The 15,857-nt window shown below is 69.9% G+C and carries 15 protein-coding genes and 1 pseudogene; 9 read left to right on the plus strand and 7 right to left on the minus strand.

Features of this window, described 5'->3' with window-relative positions; genetic code table 11:
• Positions 1–138 precede the first annotated feature (138 nt).
• The 5 genes from QF027_RS35410 to QF027_RS35430 all read left to right on the plus strand — a co-directional run bounded on the left by QF027_RS35410 (position 139) and on the right by QF027_RS35430 (position 4,713).
• Complete coding sequence (locus QF027_RS35410) at positions 139–663, plus strand: DUF1453 domain-containing protein (protein ID WP_307079199.1); 525 nt, start codon at positions 139–141, stop codon at positions 661–663.
• A complete protein-coding gene (locus QF027_RS35415; protein WP_307079201.1) occupies positions 660–1,811 on the plus strand; it encodes a sensor histidine kinase in 1,152 nt (383 codons plus the stop codon). The genes QF027_RS35410 and QF027_RS35415 overlap by 4 nt, the downstream gene beginning before the upstream one ends.
• A complete protein-coding gene (locus tag QF027_RS35420) occupies positions 1,808–2,491 on the plus strand; it encodes a response regulator transcription factor (protein ID WP_307079204.1) in 684 nt (227 codons plus the stop codon). The genes QF027_RS35415 and QF027_RS35420 overlap by 4 nt, the downstream gene beginning before the upstream one ends.
• A gap of 69 nt (positions 2,492–2,560) precedes the next feature.
• The gene (locus tag QF027_RS35425) at positions 2,561–3,124 is read left to right on the plus strand and encodes a DUF485 domain-containing protein (protein ID WP_306975433.1); all 564 of its coding nucleotides are present in this window, start codon (positions 2,561–2,563) and stop codon (positions 3,122–3,124) included.
• Positions 3,121–4,713: a solute symporter family protein gene (locus QF027_RS35430; protein WP_307079206.1), complete on the plus strand. Its 1,593-nt coding sequence runs from the start codon at positions 3,121–3,123 to the stop codon at positions 4,711–4,713. Before QF027_RS35425 ends, QF027_RS35430 begins: the two co-directional genes overlap by 4 nt.
• A gap of 91 nt (positions 4,714–4,804) precedes the next feature.
• Here QF027_RS35430 and QF027_RS35435 read toward each other — a convergent pair whose 3' ends face one another.
• Complete coding sequence (locus tag QF027_RS35435; protein ID WP_057611304.1) at positions 4,805–5,497, minus strand: response regulator; 693 nt, start codon at positions 5,495–5,497, stop codon at positions 4,805–4,807.
• A 161-nt stretch (positions 5,498–5,658) separates the two neighbouring features.
• Here QF027_RS35435 and QF027_RS35440 point away from each other — a divergent pair, with 161 nt between their 5' ends.
• The 3 genes from QF027_RS35440 to QF027_RS35450 all read left to right on the plus strand — a co-directional run bounded on the left by QF027_RS35440 (position 5,659) and on the right by QF027_RS35450 (position 8,502).
• Positions 5,659–6,474 carry an ABC transporter ATP-binding protein gene (locus tag QF027_RS35440; RefSeq protein ID WP_307079208.1) on the plus strand — a complete coding sequence of 272 codons (816 nt, stop codon included), beginning with the start codon at positions 5,659–5,661 and terminating at the stop codon, positions 6,472–6,474.
• Positions 6,464–7,342, plus strand: a complete 879-nt coding sequence (locus tag QF027_RS35445) for an ABC transporter permease (protein ID WP_307079210.1) — start codon at positions 6,464–6,466, stop codon at positions 7,340–7,342. Before QF027_RS35440 ends, QF027_RS35445 begins: the two co-directional genes overlap by 11 nt.
• Before the next feature lie 89 nt (positions 7,343–7,431).
• On the plus strand, positions 7,432–8,502 hold the full coding sequence (locus QF027_RS35450) for an ABC transporter substrate-binding protein (RefSeq protein WP_306975425.1): 1,071 nt from the start codon (positions 7,432–7,434) through the stop codon (positions 8,500–8,502).
• Positions 8,503–8,508: 6 nt separating this feature from the next.
• Here QF027_RS35450 and QF027_RS35455 read toward each other — a convergent pair whose 3' ends face one another.
• The 4 genes from QF027_RS35455 to QF027_RS35470 form a co-directional block, all read right to left on the minus strand.
• Complete coding sequence (locus QF027_RS35455) at positions 8,509–9,189, minus strand: response regulator (protein ID WP_306975422.1); 681 nt, start codon at positions 9,187–9,189, stop codon at positions 8,509–8,511.
• On the minus strand, positions 9,189–10,856 hold the full coding sequence (locus tag QF027_RS35460; protein WP_307079212.1) for a sensor histidine kinase: 1,668 nt from the start codon (positions 10,854–10,856) through the stop codon (positions 9,189–9,191). Before QF027_RS35460 ends, QF027_RS35455 begins: the two co-directional genes overlap by 1 nt.
• An 89-nt stretch (positions 10,857–10,945) precedes the next feature.
• Positions 10,946–11,890 carry a sucrase ferredoxin gene (locus tag QF027_RS35465; RefSeq protein ID WP_307079215.1) on the minus strand — a complete coding sequence of 315 codons (945 nt, stop codon included), beginning with the start codon at positions 11,888–11,890 and terminating at the stop codon, positions 10,946–10,948.
• Positions 11,891–11,942: 52 nt separating this feature from the next.
• Positions 11,943–13,205, minus strand: a complete 1,263-nt coding sequence (locus QF027_RS35470) for a citrate synthase family protein (RefSeq protein ID WP_306975416.1) — start codon at positions 13,203–13,205, stop codon at positions 11,943–11,945.
• A 112-nt stretch (positions 13,206–13,317) separates the two neighbouring features.
• Here QF027_RS35470 and QF027_RS35475 point away from each other — a divergent pair, with 112 nt between their 5' ends.
• Positions 13,318–14,481 carry a citrate synthase/methylcitrate synthase gene (locus QF027_RS35475; protein WP_307079216.1) on the plus strand — a complete coding sequence of 388 codons (1,164 nt, stop codon included), beginning with the start codon at positions 13,318–13,320 and terminating at the stop codon, positions 14,479–14,481.
• Between the two features lie 290 nt (positions 14,482–14,771).
• Here the strand turns inward: QF027_RS35475 and QF027_RS35480 are convergent, their stop codons facing one another.
• Positions 14,772–15,011, minus strand: a complete 240-nt coding sequence (locus QF027_RS35480; RefSeq protein ID WP_059207217.1) for a hypothetical protein — start codon at positions 15,009–15,011, stop codon at positions 14,772–14,774.
• A gap of 249 nt (positions 15,012–15,260) precedes the next feature.
• Positions 15,261–15,814 (minus strand): annotated as a pseudogene (locus QF027_RS49745) (DUF6082 family protein).
• Between the last annotated feature and the right edge of the window lie 43 nt (positions 15,815–15,857).

Raw genomic sequence — 15,857 nt, forward strand, 5'->3', positions numbered from 1 at the left:
TGGGTGGACGCTCCCGGTGGCGGGTATCCACCTGTGATCCACCCCTGCTCCGATCTCCCGACCTGCGGATTTCCGTAGCTTCGAAGGTGTCGGCGGCGTCCGCTGCCGGCAGACTCTTCCTCGCTCACGGAGGCTGTGATGTCCGGGCTCGTCGACGCGTTGCTGATCGTGGTCGCGGTGGTCGTGGTGATCGCCCGGCAGTTCCGGGCGAGCCGGATCGACACCGGGCAGCGCTGGTGGCTGTTGCCCGCCGTCCTCGCCGTCGTGGCACTTCGCGAGCCGGGGCTGGTGGACACCCATCAGCGCACGGCATCGGTCGCCCTGCTCACCGCCGAGCTGTTCACCGGCCTCGCCATCGGGGCCGGCTGGGCCTGGACGAGCCGGATATGGACGGAGCCGGACGGCACGGTGTGGAGCAGGAGCACCAAGGCGAGCGGGGCCGTCTGGGCCGTCGGTATCGGACTGCGCGTCGGCCTCTTCGCGCTCGGCGCGGTGCTCGGTGTCCACCAGGACTCTTCCGCACTGCTGCTCGCGCTGGCGGCGACCCTGCTCGTGCGCTCCGGGATCCTCGTCAGGCGTGCGCACTTCCTGCGCCCTGTCGCCGCACCCGCCCCGGCGTACGGTGAGCGCATGTTCCGGTCCACGGGGAAGGAACGCGTGTGACGGACGACGCCTGGACCCGCTGGCCCTCCCGGGAGGCGCTCGGGCGTGAGTCGACCACGCGTCCTCGGCGCCTGCTCGGCTGGGTCACGCGGTCGCTGGTACTCGCCATGCTCCTCTGGGGAGCTTTCAACAGCAGCCATGTACAGGGCTGGGGCGTGTTCGGGGCAGTGGCGGGAATCCTCCTGTCCGCGGTCGTCGCCTGGGCGCTCTTCCGCACCACCCTGGAGCACCGGCTCTGGCCCTCTCTGGCGCTCTACGGCGTCCTCCTGACGATCGCGGTCGCGGCCCAGGCCGCCGACTTCAGGGTCGTCGCCCTCGTCCTGTGGTGCGGCTGCGCCATCACCGCTCTGGAACGCCTGCCCATCGCGGCCGCCCTGCCGGTGACCGTGGTCGCTCTCGCCCTCTACGCCGCCGTCAACGACGACGTGTGGCTGACCACCCTGGCCACGACAGCGGGGCTCGCCCTGGCCGGCTACGTCCTGCGGTTGGACGCCGAGGCCCGCGGCAACGCGCAGCGGCTGCTCAACCAGGAGCGCGCCGCGCGGGCGGCCGAGGCGGAGTCGGCGGCACTCGCGGAGCGGGCCCGTATCGCTCGGGAGATCCACGACGTGCTGGCCCACAGTCTCTCGGCCCAGCTCGTGCACCTGGAGGCGGCCCGGCTGCTGATCGAGGGCGGCGCGGCCCGGGACCAGATCCTCGAAAGGGTGGTGGCGGCCCGGGGCATGGCCCGCGACGGTCTCGCGGAGACCCGGCAGGCGCTGTCGGCTCTGCGAGGTGACATGACTCCGCTGGAGGAATTCCTGACCCAGCTCGTCGGGACGGCCGACGGAGCCGAGGCCACCATTTCGGGTGAGCGCAGACCGTTGCCGGCCGAGGCGTCGCAGGCCGTGCGCAGGGTCGCGCAGGAGGCCCTGACCAATGTCCGCAAGCACGCGCCGGGAGCCAAGATCCGGGTGTGGCTGGAGTACGGCGAGGACCAGGTGACGCTGGTCGTGCGGGACTCGGGCGGTTCGCCGGGTGAACTCACCGCCACCGGAGGCGGGTACGGTCTGCTGGGGATGCGGGAGCGCGCCGAACTGCTGGGCGGTTCGCTGGACGCCGGGCCGGACGACGAAGGGTTCATGGTGACGTTGAAGGTGCCGGTATGACGCAGGTGGCGGAGCTGAAGCCCGCGCGGGTGGTGGTCGCGGACGATCAGACCGTGGTGCGCGAAGGCATCGTCATGCTGCTCGGCCTGCTGCCCGGGATCGAAGTGGTGGGCGCGGCCGGGGACGGCGAGCAGGCGGTGGAACTCGTCGCGGAACTCGCCCCGGACGTGGTGCTGATGGACCTGCGCATGCCTCGCTGTGACGGGGTGGAGGCAACCCGGAGAATCCGCGCCGAGCACCCCGGGACGCAGGTCGTGGTGCTGACGACCTTCGCGGACGACGAGTCGCTGTTTCCCGCGCTCAAGGCGGGGGCGCGCGGTTATCTCACCAAGGATGCGGGAGGTGACGAGATCGTGCGGGCCGTGCGGAGCGTGCTCTCCGGGGACGCCGGACTGTCGCCGAGCATCCAGCGTCGGCTGCTGGAGCGGCTGTCGGACCCCGAGCCGCCCCAGCCGGTGGCCGCGGAGGCGCCCGACGGGCTCACCGCCCGGGAGGTCGAAGTGCTGGCGCTGATCGCAGAGGGACTGAGCAACCAGGAGATCGCCCGGAAGCTGCATGTCTCCACGGCCACGGTGAAGACCCACATCAACAACCTCTTCGCCAAGACCGGGATCAAGGACCGTGCGCAGGCGGTGCGTTACGCCTATGCGAAGGGGCTTGTACGGCCACCGATGGGATGAATCACCTGATGGGGTGAAGAGGGCGGGGAAGAAGAGTCAGGGATCTTCCCGTTCTGTCCATCCTTGGGCATGCAGTCAAGCAACGCTCGTCCCCGCGGAAGCGGGGGCGATGCCGAGAGTTCGGCCGAGAACCACGACAGCCACGATGTGGCCCGCGCGGAGGCGTCCGCCGGGGTGCGGTACGACGATCCCTGGTATGACGCGCTCGCATCCGGCTGGGGCGAGACGGGCGGTGACGGTACATCCGTGGGCCAGGTTGCGACGGCACGCGCGGAGCGCGAGGGCCGGGACGCCGCGGCGGCCGACGTCTACCTCGAAGTGCAGCGCAGTGCGGCCTTTCAGGAAGTGCGCAGCCGGTACCGGAGGTTCGTGGTGCCCGCGGGCATCGGGTTCTTCGCGTGGTACGTGGCCTATGTCGTGACAGCGACAAGCGCGCCGGGACTGATGGCGCGGCCGGTCGCCGGTGCGGTGAACGTGGCGATGCTCGCGGGACTCGGGCAGTTCCTCACCACCTTCCTGCTGACCTGGGCCTACGCCCGGCATGCGAGGCTGCGCCGGGACCGGGCCGCGCTCGAACTGCGGTGGGACACCCAGGAACTGACGCGCACGGCACGGGGCGGTGCGTCGTCGTGACGGGGGAACACCAGACCCTGGCGCTGCTGCTGTTCAGCGCGTTCGTCGCGGTCACGCTCGGAATCACGACGTGGGTGAGCCGCCACCGGCACGGTTCGGCGGAGGAGTTCTACGCGGGTGGGCGGTTGTTCTCGCCGATGGAGAATGGTTTTGCCATCGCGGGCGACTACATGTCGGCCGCGTCCTTCCTCGGTATCTCCGGGCTCATCGCACTCTTCGGGTACGACGGGATGCTCTATTCGGTGGGCTTCCTCGTGGCCTGGCTGGTGGTGCTGTTCCTCGTTGCCGAACTGGTGCGCAACTGCGGGCGGTTCACGCTCGCCGACGTGGTCGCCGCGCGGATGAGCGAGCGGCCGGTGCGGATCGCGGCGGGAACTTCCTCGGTCACCGTGTCCGTTCTGTACCTGGTGGCGCAGATGGTGGGCGCGGGCAGCCTGGTCGCGCTGCTGCTCGGGGGCACCAGCGAGGCGGCCCAGTCCTGGACCGTCATCGCCGTCGGGGCGCTCATGGTGATCTACGTGTCCCTGGGAGGGATGCGAGCGACCACCTGGATCCAGATCGTCAAGGCGGTCCTGCTGCTGTGCGGGACCATCGCGCTGACCGTGCTCGTGCTGGTGCGGTTCCACGGCGACTTCGACCGGCTCCTGCTCACGGCGGCGGAGCGCAGTGGTCACGGTCAGTCGTTCCTGGCACCCGGTCTGAAGTACGGCGGGGACTGGACCGCCCGCCTCGACTTCATCAGCCTGGGACTCGCCCTCGTGCTCGGTACGGCCGGTCTGCCGCACATCCTGTCCCGCTTCTACACCGTGCCCACGGCACGCGCTGCGCGGCGCTCGGTGGTCTGGTCGATCGGGCTCATCGGCGGCTTCTACCTGATGACGATCGTCCTCGGGTTCGGTGCCGCGGCGATCGTGGGGCCCGAGGCGGTACGGGGATCGAACGCCGCGGGGAACACCGCGGTTCCCCTCCTGGCCCTCGACCTGGGCGGCGGCGCCGGCTCCACGGGAGGAACGGTTCTGTTCGCGATCGTCGCCGCCGTCGCCTTCGCCACGATCCTCGCCGTCGTCGCCGGCATCACGCTCGCCTCCTCGGCCTCCGTCGCCCATGACCTGTACGCCTCACTGCGGCGCCGGCGGGTCAAGCCGCGCAGCGAGGTGGCCGTGGCCAGGACCGCCGCCGTCGGGATCGGCGTGATCGCGATCGCTCTCGGCCTGCTGGCCCGCGACCTCAACGTCGCCTTCCTGGTGGGCCTCGCCTTCGCCGTCGCGGCGTCCGCGAACCTGCCGGTGCTGCTCTACTCGCTGTTCTGGCGCGGGTTCACCACCCGGGGCGCCGTGTGGTCCGTCTACGGCGGACTCCTGCCGGCCACGGCCCTGGTGCTGCTGTCGCCCGTGGTGTCCGGCAGCCCCGAATCGCTCTTCCCCGGCGTGGACTTCCAGTACTTCCCGCTGCAGAACCCCGGTCTGGTCTCCATCCCGCTGGGCTTCGTCGCGGGCTGGCTCGGCACGGTCACCTCTGCGGAGGTCGCCGACGAGGCCAAGCACGCGGAGACCGAGGTGCGGTCGCTCACGGGAGCGGGGGCCGTGTAGGCGCGGCGCCCGTGATCGGGCGGCGCCCTCGTCGTCGTACGGCATCGGTCTTCGTACGACTTCTGCCGTCGAGGCCTTTCGTGGCGTACGGCTATGGCGCCACCCACGCGTAGCGGTGCTCCGGCCGCCCCGTGTCGCCGTATCTGAGGGTCAGGCGGAGGCGGCCGGCCTGTTCGAGATGGCGGAGGTAGCGCTGGGCGGTGGAGCGGCTCAGGCCCGTCTCGGCGGCGACCTCGTGGGCCGACAGTGGGTGGTCGGCGTGGTGCAGGACGCGGCAGATGAGATCCGTCGTCGGCTCCGAGTGGCCGCTGGGCAGGCCCGGGGACGGCGGAGCCGGGGTGGTGCGCAGGGCGCTGAAGATCCTGTCGACCTGTTCCTGACCGGCGATGCCGCGGCCGCCGACCCGGTCGACGGTGCGGCGCAGGGCCGCGTACGAGTCCAGCCGGGTGCGCAGGGCCGCGAAGGTGAAAGGTTTGACCAGGTAGTGGAGGGCGCCAAGGCGCATCGCCGCCTGGACGGTTGTCACGTCCCCGGCTGCCGTGATCATGATGACGTCGGTGCCGTGGCCCTGTTCCCGCATGCGGTGGACGAGTTCGAGGCCGGTCTGGTCGGGCAGGTAGTGGTCGAGCAGGATGAGATCGATGGTCCCGCGCTGCACGCTGGCCAGCGCCTGGGCAGCGCTGTGGGCGCGGGCGGCCACCCGGAAGCCGGGCACCTTTCCCACGTACTTGGCGTTGATCTCGGCGACACGGAAGTCGTCGTCCACGACCAGGACGTCAATCATCGGGCCTCTTTCCCTCAAGGCCTGGCGGGCGTCACGCCCGTGTTTCGGCTTCGCTGTTGTAGCGCGCGCAAAACGAGCACAACAGGCCGTTGCAAGCAAAAGAACGGCATGTGCCCAGAAGACTGCTGCCGTGGCGCACGCCACATCTACCGTCCCCGGCCATGAGCGCAGACACCAGCCCCGCCATCGAGCTGCGGGGCGCGAGCAAGACATTCCGGACCCCGTCGGGGGGTCTGCACACGGCCGTCAGGGGACTTGATCTCACCGTGGGGCGGGGGGAGTTCGTGGCGGTGGTCGGGCCTACGGGCTGCGGCAAGTCGACCACGTTGACGCTGGTCAGCGGGTTGGAGGAGCCCTCCGAGGGCGAGGTACTGGTCGTCGGGGAGCCGGTCCGCGGCGTCGGGGACAAGGTCGGTTTCGTCTTCCAGCAGGACGCCACCTTCCCCTGGCGCACGGTCCTGGCCAATGTCATGGCAGGCCCCCGTTTCCGCGGTGTGCCCAAGGCGGAGGCCAAGCGGAATGCCCGGGAGTGGCTGGCCCGGGTCGGGCTCGCGGCCTTCGAGGACCGCTACCCGCATCAGCTCTCCGGCGGCCAGCGCAAGCGCGTGGCGCTCGCCGCGACCTTCGTCAACGACCCCGAGATCCTGCTCATGGACGAGCCGTTCTCCGCGCTCGACGTGCAGACGCGGGCTCTGATGTCCGACGAACTCCTCGAACTGTGGGAGGGCACGGGCGCCTCCGTCGTCTTCGTCACCCACGACCTGGAGGAGTCCATCGCCCTGGCCGACAAGGTCGTCGTGATGACGGCCGGGCCCGCCACCGTCAAGCAGATCTTCGACATCGACCTGCCACGGCCGCGCAAGGTCGAGTCGGTGCGCCTGGAGCCGCGGTTCATCGAGATCTACCGCGAGATCTGGGAGTCCCTCGGCGACGAGGTCCGCATCACTCGGGAGAGGGGCGCCGCCCATGTCGCCTGACGTCATGCCCGAGGCCCAGGTCGCGCCGACCATGACCGAGCCCGGCAACAAGACGGACCGCGCACACTCACGCGCGCGTGCCGTCCGCAGACGCCGGATCGTTGTCGGCGTGTCCCGTGTGCTGCTCCTGGTGGCTGTTCTCGGTCTGTGGGAGTTGCTCTCCCGGGCCGAGGTCATTGATCCCTTCAACTTCTCCATGCCCTCGAAGATCTGGGACCAGATCTGGACCTGGGTGACGCACGGGACCGCGCTCGGTTCGTTGGGTGAACAGATCTGGTACACGCTGTACGAGGCGCTGCTGGGCTGGGTCGTCGGCGTGGTGGCCGGTGTGGTCTTCGGTATTGCGTTGGGGCGGATCACCTTGCTTGCCGATATGCTTGGTCCATACATCAAGGTGCTCAACTCAATACCGCGGATTGTCCTTGCACCCATCTTCGTGATCTGGTTCGGACTCGGACCGGCCTCCAAGGTGGCCTCGGCCGTCGTCCTGGTCTTCTTCCCGGTCTTCTTCAACGCCTTCCAGGGTGCCCGCGAGGTCGACCGCAACCTGGTCGCCAACGCCCGCATCCTCGGAGCGAGCGACCGCAGAGTGACCCTTCAGGTCGTCATCCCGTCCGCGACCTCGTGGATCTTCACCAGTCTGCACGTCAGCTTCGGCTTCGCCCTCATCGGCGCGATCGTCGGCGAATACATCGGCGCGACCAAGGGCATCGGCCTGCTCGTCGCGCAGTCCCAGGGCACCTTCAACGCGGCCGGTGTGTACGCCGCGATGGTCATCCTCGCCGTCGTCGCCCTTCTCGCCGAAGGTCTGCTCACCTTCGCCGAGCGCCGCATCTTCCGCTGGAAGCCGGCGAGTTCCGACAGCTGAGGCCTTCCACGCGAGCCTCCCCATCCTCAGCTCGGCCCATCCCCGGCTCAGCCCTTCCCCGCACCGCCCCTCACAAGGACGTGAACCCCATGCGCAAGACCGCCAGATACACCTCCCTGGCCGCCGCCGGCCTGCTCGCCCTCTCCTCACTCACCGCCTGTGCGAACGACGCCGCCAGCACGGCCTCGGCCGACTCCGGCAGCAAGGGCGACGGCAAGGGGACCAAGGTCAAGATCATGGTTGGTGGCCTCGACAAGGTCATCTACCTGCCCGCGATGCTCACCCAGCGGCTCGGCTACTTCGACTCCGAGGGACTCGACGTGGAGCTGCTGAGCGAGCCCGCCGGCGTCCAGGCCGAGACCGCGCTCGTCTCCGGCCAGGTCCAGGGGGCCGTCGGCTTCTACGACCACACGCTCGACCTGCAGGTCAAGGGCAAGGACGTGGAGTCGGTCGTGCAGTTCTCACACGCGCCCGGTGAGGTGGAGATCGTCTCCAACAAGGCGGCGGGCGACATCACCTCGGCCAAGGACTTCAAGGGCAAGAAGCTCGGCGTCACGGGCCTCGGCTCCTCGACCGACTTCCTCACCAAGTACCTCGCCGTCAAGAACGGCGTGAAGGTCAGCGAGTTCACGCCCGTCGCCGTCGGCGCGGGACCCACCTTCATCTCGGCGCTCCAGCAGGGCTCGATCGACGCAGGCATGACGACCGACCCGACCGTCGCGACGATCCTGGACAAGAAGGCCGGAAAGATCCTTCTCGACATGCGCACGCCCCAGGGCTCGGACGAGGCACTCGGCGGACCGTATCCGTCGTCAAGCCTGTACATGCAGACGGACTGGGTCAACGGTCACAAGGAGACCGTCCAGAAGTTGGCCAATGCATTCGTCAAGACGCTCACGTGGATGTCCACCCACAGCGCGACCCAGATCGCCGACAAGATGCCCGCCGACTACTCGCAGGGCAACAAACTGCTGTATGCGATGGCAATCAAGAACACGCTGCCGATGTTCACCAAGGACGGCGTGATGCCCGAGAACGGTCCCGAGACCGTCGAGAAGGTCCTCAAGGCGTTCAACCCCAACATCCAGAACGCCGACGTCGACCTCGACAAGACGTACACGACGGAGTTCGTCGAGAAGGCCGCGCAGAACGCCGGCTGAGCCCCCTCACGCGCGGGTCGCCCACACGTAACGGTGTTCGGGGCGGCCCGCGTCCCCGTACTTGAGGGTGAGCCTGGCCCGTCCCGTGCGCTCCAGGAGCTTCAGATAGCGCTGGGCGGTCTGCCGGCTCACCCCCGTCCGGTCGGCGATCTCCTGGGCCGACAGCGGCCCCTCGGCGGTCATCAGGGATCTGCGGACGAGTTCCACCGTGGTGGGGGAATGTCCTTTGGGCAGCTCGGGCTCTCCGGGCGTGGACAGCGCGCCGAAGATGCGGTCGACCTCCGCCTGTTCCGCCTCGCCTCCGCCGTCCAGGGTGCGGCGCAGCTCGGCGTACGCCTCCAGCCTGGCCCTGAGACCCGCGAAGGCGAACGGCTTGACCAGGTACTGCAGCGCGCCGTGCCGCATCGCCGCCTGCACGGTCGTCACGTCCCGCGCCGCTGTCACCATGATCACGTCGGTCTGGTGGCCGCGTCGGCGCATCTCCTGGACGACCGCCAGACCCGTCTCGTCCGGCAGGTAGTGGTCCATGAGGACCAGGTCGACGTGGGGCAGCGCCTCCAGCTGCCGCAGCGCGTCCGCCGCGCTGTGCGCCTCGCCGGCCACGTGGAAGCCGGGCACCTTCTCGACGTAGGCGGCGTTGACGCGTGCCACGCGGGTGTCGTCGTCCACGACCAGGACCTCGATCATCACGACTCCTCCTCGGTGGCGGTCTGCTGGGCGGGCGGCGCGGTGAGCGCCGGTTGCGGCTCGGCCAGTGCCTCGGGCAGTACGACGGTGAACTCCGCGCCTCCGCCGTCGGCCTCTGCGACGGCCGCGCTGCCGCCCTGACGCTCGGCGAGCTTGCGTACGAGGGAGAGCCCGAGGCCGCGCCCCCGGTGCGCCGGGGGCTCCTTGGTCGACCAGCCCTCGGTGAAGACCAGTTCCCGTTGTTCCACCGGGATTCCGGGCCCGGTGTCCCGCACTCTGAGGACGGCGGTACGGCCCTCTGTGCGCAGTTCGACCTCCACGCGCGCGTGGGGAGCCCCGGCGACGGCGTCCAGGGCGTTGTCCACGAGGTTGCCGACGATCGTGACCAGCCCGCTCGGATCGACCAACCGGTCCGGCAGCCGGGTCCGGTCGGAGACCCACAGGGCGACACCGCGCTCGGCCGCGACGGTCGCCTTGCCCACCAGCAGTGCCGCGAGCAGCGGATCCTCGATCTTCTCGGTGACCTGCTCCGCGGTAGCCCGGTGGTCGCCGACGACCTCTCCGACGAACTCCACGGCGTCGTCGTACATCTCCAGCTCCAGCAGTCCCAGGAGCGTGTGCATCCGGTTGGCGTGCTCGTGGTCCTGGGCGCGCAGGGCGTCGATCAGACCGTGGGTCGAGTCGAGCTCCCGGCCGAGCTGCTCCAGTTCGGTGCGGTCGCGCAGGGTGGCGACGGCACCGCCGTCGTCGGTGGGCATGCGGTTGGCGACCAGCACTCGCTGGCCGCGGACGGTGATCAGATCGGTGCCCGTCACCCGTCCGGCCAGGACGTCGGCGGTCCGGCCGCCGCCCAGGGCCTCGTCCGGGGGCCGGCCGACGGCCTCGTCCCCGATGCTCAGCAGGCGGCGGGCCTCGTCGTTGAGCAGGCGGATGCGCCCGGTCCGATCCAGGGCGACGACGCCTTCCCGGATGCCGTGCAGCATGGCCTCGCGCTCGGCGAGGAGGGCGGAGATATCGGAGAAGGCCAGGTCACGAGTCTGTCGCTGGACCCTCCGGGAGATCAGCCAGGCCGCCAGCGCGCCGACGGCGAGGGCCCCGCCGGCGTAGGCGAAAAGCCCCGGGATCGCATGGATCAGCCGGGCACGCACGCTGTCGTAGGCGATGCCGACGGAGACCGCCCCGACGATCTTGTGTTCGCTGTCGTACAGGGGCACCTTGCCGCGGGCGGTGCGGCCCAGGGTGCCACTGTCGATCTGCATGATCTCCTTGCCCGCCAGGGCCTGGCCCGGGTCGGTCGAGACGATCCTGCCGACCTCGCTGCGAGTGGGGTGCGACCAGCGGACGCCCCGCCAGTCCATCACCACGACGTACTCGGCCCCGGTCGCCCTGCGGATCCTCTCGGCCTCCCGCTGGACGGGGCCGGTGGGCAGCGGGGGCGTGTCCGTGACCTGCTCGGCGATCTGCGACTCGGCGGCCGTGGTCTGGGCGATGGCGAGCGCCCGGCGCATCGCCTGGTCGTCGAGTTGGTTGCTCAGAGGCGCGAGGAACAGACCGGTCGCGAGCACCGCGACTCCCGCGGCGATCGCCAGCTGCATCAGGAGCACCTGCGAGAACGCCCGGCGGGGCAGCCCGAGGCGCAGGCGGCGGGCGGGGGGAGTGCGGCTCATACCCAAGACGGTACGTGGAGGTGTCCCATCCACCGCAGGGGGTGGACATGGATTTCTTGATCAATGCGTGGACGGGCCCGCTGGTCCGGTCAGCTCGCCAGCGCTGCCGATGTCCTCAGCTCGTGCACCGCCACGACGTCCATCCGCGCAGGTGAGCCGAGCGCCGACGCACCGCAGCTCTCCGGCCGGGGCGGCAGGGACGCGGTCTGGGTCACGAGGACGCGCCAGTGGCGGCCGTCGGCGTGTGCGACGGTCACCTCCCAGTGCGGGGCAGCGCCGTCCGTTCGTACGACTGTCAGCGCCTCCGCCGCGTATTCGCGCACCGCCGTGCGTACAGCCAGCTCGGCCGCCTGGCCGGGACGCTCCCAGGCCGAGCTGCCGCGGCACCCCTCGACCACGATGCGCCCCTCCTGGACGCTGTGGAGGACTTCCTTGACGGCATGGGCCTCTGCGCGGCCGTAGGCATAGCCGTACGGCAGGACGAGCAGCGTCGGGGAGAACCGGTGACCACCCAGATGGGTGACCTCCCAGGCGCCCTCGACACCCGAGGCGGCCAGTTCCGCGGCCAGCGGGCGGCCGAGGAGCGCGCAGCAGCGGTCCCGCTTGCCGTTGGTGCAGACAAGCGCGAGGGGATCGCCGGTGTGGGGCCGCCCACCGAGCACGGAGTCGAAGGTGGCGTGCTCGCCCCTGCCGAGCGCGGCGAGGTCCAGGTCGAGCAGGTCCCTCGGCTCGCGGGTCGTCGCACTGTGCAGCCACACGTTGCCGGGCACGGTGTGGGCGGCGTACACCTGCCGGGTGGTGGGTGTTCCGCTGTCGGCGTGCCGTCCGGGGCGGCGGATGAGCGCGATGCGCAGGCCCGTGTCCTTCGCCGCGGCCTCCAGGGCACGCCCCAACGCGGGGTCCAGGTGGCTCGAAGTGAGCGCCTTGGCGCCCCAGGGACCGGATTGTTCCAACAGCAGCCAGGTCCGCGCGGTGGCCGCGGTTCCGGAAACGGGCTCGTCGAGGTCGTGCGAGACCGTTGAGCAGGTACTCACAGAGGTGAGCCTAACCTGACTTGATGCGTGACGACTTCCGGCCGTGCCGCTGTCAGCGCTCCGGCAGGGGTTGGGGCGGCTTCGGGCCCACATAAGTGCCGCTCGGGCGCATGCGCAGGGGGCGTTCCCCGTACTCCTCCAGTGCGTGGGCGATCCAGCCCGCCGTGCGGGCGACGGCGAAGATCGTCTCGCCCGCCGTGGAGGGCATCCCGGAGGAGGCGGTGAGCGCGGCGAGGGCCAGGTCCACGTTGGCGTGCAGGGGGGTGTGGCGGGCGGTGGTGGCCACGATGTCGCGGGCCGCGAGGAGTGCGGGTTCTGCGCGCGGGATCTCCTCCAGGAGGGCGAACAGGGCACGCGCGCGTGGGTCTTCGCCGGGGTAGAGCCGGTGACCGAGGCCCGGGATCCGGCGGCCGGCCCGCAGTTCCTCCGCGATGACGGGGGCCGCGTCGCCCCGGTCGAGCACATCGAGCAGCAGCTTGTGGGCGAGCCCGCTGGCAGCGCCGTGCAAGGGGCCCTCCAGGACACCGAGTCCGGCGGAGACGGCCGCGTAGGCGTGCGCGTGGGCCGATGCGGCGACGCGTACCGCGAGGGTCGAGGCGGCGAGGTCGTGGTCGACGAGCAGACCCAGTGCGGTGTCCAGGGCGCGCAGGGACGCCTCGTCGGGCTTGCGTCCGCTGAGGCGCGTCCACAGCCGGTGGGCCAGCGGGCCGTCGTCGCGGCGGCGGTCACGCAGCACGGGCGGGAGGGCGGCGACGAGGGTCGGGATGAGGGTCCGTGCGGTGCCGAGCACGGCTTCTTCGGACAGGTCGAAACGGAGTGGATCCGAGACCGCGGCGGCGATCGCCGCCACCCGCAACCGGTCGGTGGGGCCTGTGTGTTCGGGCAGCGCGTCGACCGCGCGGCGGGCCACCTCGACGGCGGCGTCGGGCGCGGTGAAGGTGACTCCGGGGCGCAGATGGCCGGTCCACAGCCATTCCGCGATCTCTTCGTAGGAGTGGCGCGCGGCGAGTTCGGTGGCGTCGACGCCCCGGAAGTAGTAGCGGTCCCGGTCGATGAAGGTGATACGGGTGCGCACGGACAGTTCGCCGCCGGAGCCCGGACTCGCGCCGCTCTCCCGGCGGTTGCGCCGGGAGAGGGTCTCCACCTCCTTGGCGTCGAAGGTGCTGCCCCGGCCGCCGGGAACGCGTCGGCTGCTGAGCTGGCCTCGGCTCACGTAGGCGTAGACGGTCTCGGGCTTCACGCCCAGCAGTTCGGCGGCTTCCTTGGTGCTGAGCCGGCGTTCGGCGGGGCCGGGGAGGGGGTCTTGATCGCGCATAAGAGGTCACCGTATCCGCAACCCGGTGGGTTGATTGGTGTGTATTGATTCAATCAATATTGACAGCAAATGAGTCAACCATGGACAGTCGAATCAAGTCCAGGGAGGAATCATGTCGGTCAACAGGTCAACCACGCTCGTCGACGTACCGCGAGGACTCGCCGGAGTCGTCGTCACCGACACCGAGGTCGGAGATGTCCGGGGACGCGAGGGCTTCTATCACTACCGCCAGTACTCCGCTGTCGAACTCGCGCAGACCCGCGGCTTCGAGGACGTCTGGCATCTCCTGGTCCACGGCGAACTGCCGGACGCCGAACAAGCCCTGGCCTTCCGCGCCGAGACCGCGGCACTGCGGCGACTGCCCGACGAGGTGCGGGCGGCGCTGCCGGCGATCGCGGCGGCGAGTGGGCGGTCCGGGCCGCTGGCCGGGATGCGCACGGCGTTGTCGCTGTTCGGAGCGGCGAAAGGGTTCCGGCCGGTGTACGACATCGACCCGGACGAGCGGCGGCGGGACACCCTCGTGGCCGCTGCGGCCGTGCCGACGCTGCTCACCGCGTTGCACCGGCTGGGCAGGGGGCTGGAGCCGGTGGAGCCGCGTGAGGATCTCTCGTACGCGGCGAACTACCTGTACATGTTGACGGGTTCGGAGCCGGAGCCTCAACGGGCGCGGGCGGTCGAGCAGTACTTGATCTCAACCATTGATCACGGCTTCAACGCATCAACCTTCACGGCGCGGGTCATCGCGTCGACGGGAGCGGATGCGGCCGCGTGCCTCGTGGGGGCCGTAGGGGCGTTGTCCGGGCCGCTGCACGGGGGTGCGCCCAGTCGGGCGCTGGACACCCTGGACGCGATCGGCACGCCCGACCGCATCGACTCCTGGATCCGTGAGCGTGTGCTCTCCGGTGAGCGCATCATGGGCTTCGGCCACGCGATCTACCGCACGGAGGATCCGCGTTCCCGGATGCTCCGGGAGGTCGCCCAGCGGTTCGGCGGTCCACGTGTGGACTTCGCCGTCGAGGTGGAACGCCATGTCGAGGCGATCCTGGCCGAGCTCAAGCCGGGGCGGGAGCTGCACACCAACGTCGAGTTCTACGCGGGCGTGGTCATGGAACTGTGCGGCCTGCCCCGCGAGATGTTCACGCCGACGTTCGCAGCGGCGCGGGTGGTGGGGTGGAGCGCCAACATCCTGGAGCAGGCGGCGGACTCGAAGATCATCAGGCCGGTGGCGCGTTATGTGGGGCCGGGGGCGCCGGTGGCGGTGCCACAGGGGGCCTGAGGAACGCGACGGTCCGGCACCGGGAGTGGTGCCGGACCTGGCGGGCTACCGGTCAGCGTGGGCTGCCGGTCCTACCGATGCCGTCGCAGGATCCGGGACGGCGGCCCAGGACGGTGAGTCGCAGGTCGTCCTTCCGGAGCCGACCTGTGCGGTGGCGGCAGCGCACTGGTACCGGAGTTTGCCTGACGGGGTGGGACCTGATCGCGGTCACCAACCGTCTGGCAGCGGTGACGAGGCGGCAACCGAACCGACACGTGCGGTTATCTGCTCGATTTGGGCCATGACATCGCCTAGGCGTCGGGAATGTCGGCCTTGGCCCGCACGAGTGTCTCGCGCGTGATGACCACGATGCGTTCGTAGTCGGCCCGTGCCGCGTCTGCGGGAAGCTGGGAGTCCAGAGAGCCGGTCGCGTCCGTGCCGATGACGGCGAAGTTCCCATCGGCCAACTCGAAGATGTCCGGGCACGTCGCGCCGGAGGTGCTGCCTCGTTCGCGTGGCGATGCGCCGAGGCGGCGAATGATCTGACTCACTGTTGGTTTCCCTCTGGTCTCACGAATGACGAGCACGCGCACGGCGGTACGAGGCGAGGCGGCCCTGTGGGGTGCACGCGTCATCTGGCGACGTGGGCGACGGTGGTGTGGGGCTGCTGTACGCGATCACGTATGAGTCAACCCCGGCGGCTGAGTCAACCTCAGCGGCGCCTGGGACAACGGGATACTTGACCTGTTCGTTATGGGCCGGAGGTGTGATTTCCACAGACGGGTGGCTCAAGAGATTCGCTATGCGCCAGGCGGCTCGCCGACCACCCACCACTCCTCTGTGTCCGAATCCTCTAGTTGCTGGAGCAGATCGTCCACGAGCTTGCCCAGTTCCGCCTCGTCGGTGTCCGCAAGGCTCGCCCGCTGCTGCTGGGTGGCATACCAGTACTCCCTGACGATCGGTTCTGGAAGATGCCGCGGACGTGCTTGAAGAACTCCTCCTTGGACAGGTTGCCGATGCGGTAGTAGAAGAGCAGGTTCGTGTACAAGGCGTTGGCGAACAGGTACTGGCGGCGCTGCTTGGCGGACACCGGCGCCTCGTAGAGATCCAGGACCTCGGCCAACTCGGGATCGTCTATGGCCTTGCTGAGCAGTTCCCAGTGCTGGTGCTGTTGGCTTGCCAGGTCGGCGTGCTGATGGGAACGGGCAACCTCTTCCAGTTGGTCCAGACGCGCATGGAGCGATCGCATCGTGTGTTGCTGCGCGGCGAGGGAGGCGGCGGCACCCGCCACAGCGCCGACGCCGACCGCAGCGGCCGTGCGCAGGCCTCGCGTCCAAAAGCTCTGTGTGACCATGTCAACCCCCGATTCAGGCGGCCGTCCGCCGGTCGTCGGGGTG

Source organism: Streptomyces canus, assembly GCF_030816965.1.
Taxonomy (GTDB): Bacteria; Actinomycetota; Actinomycetes; order Streptomycetales; family Streptomycetaceae; genus Streptomyces; species Streptomyces canus_E.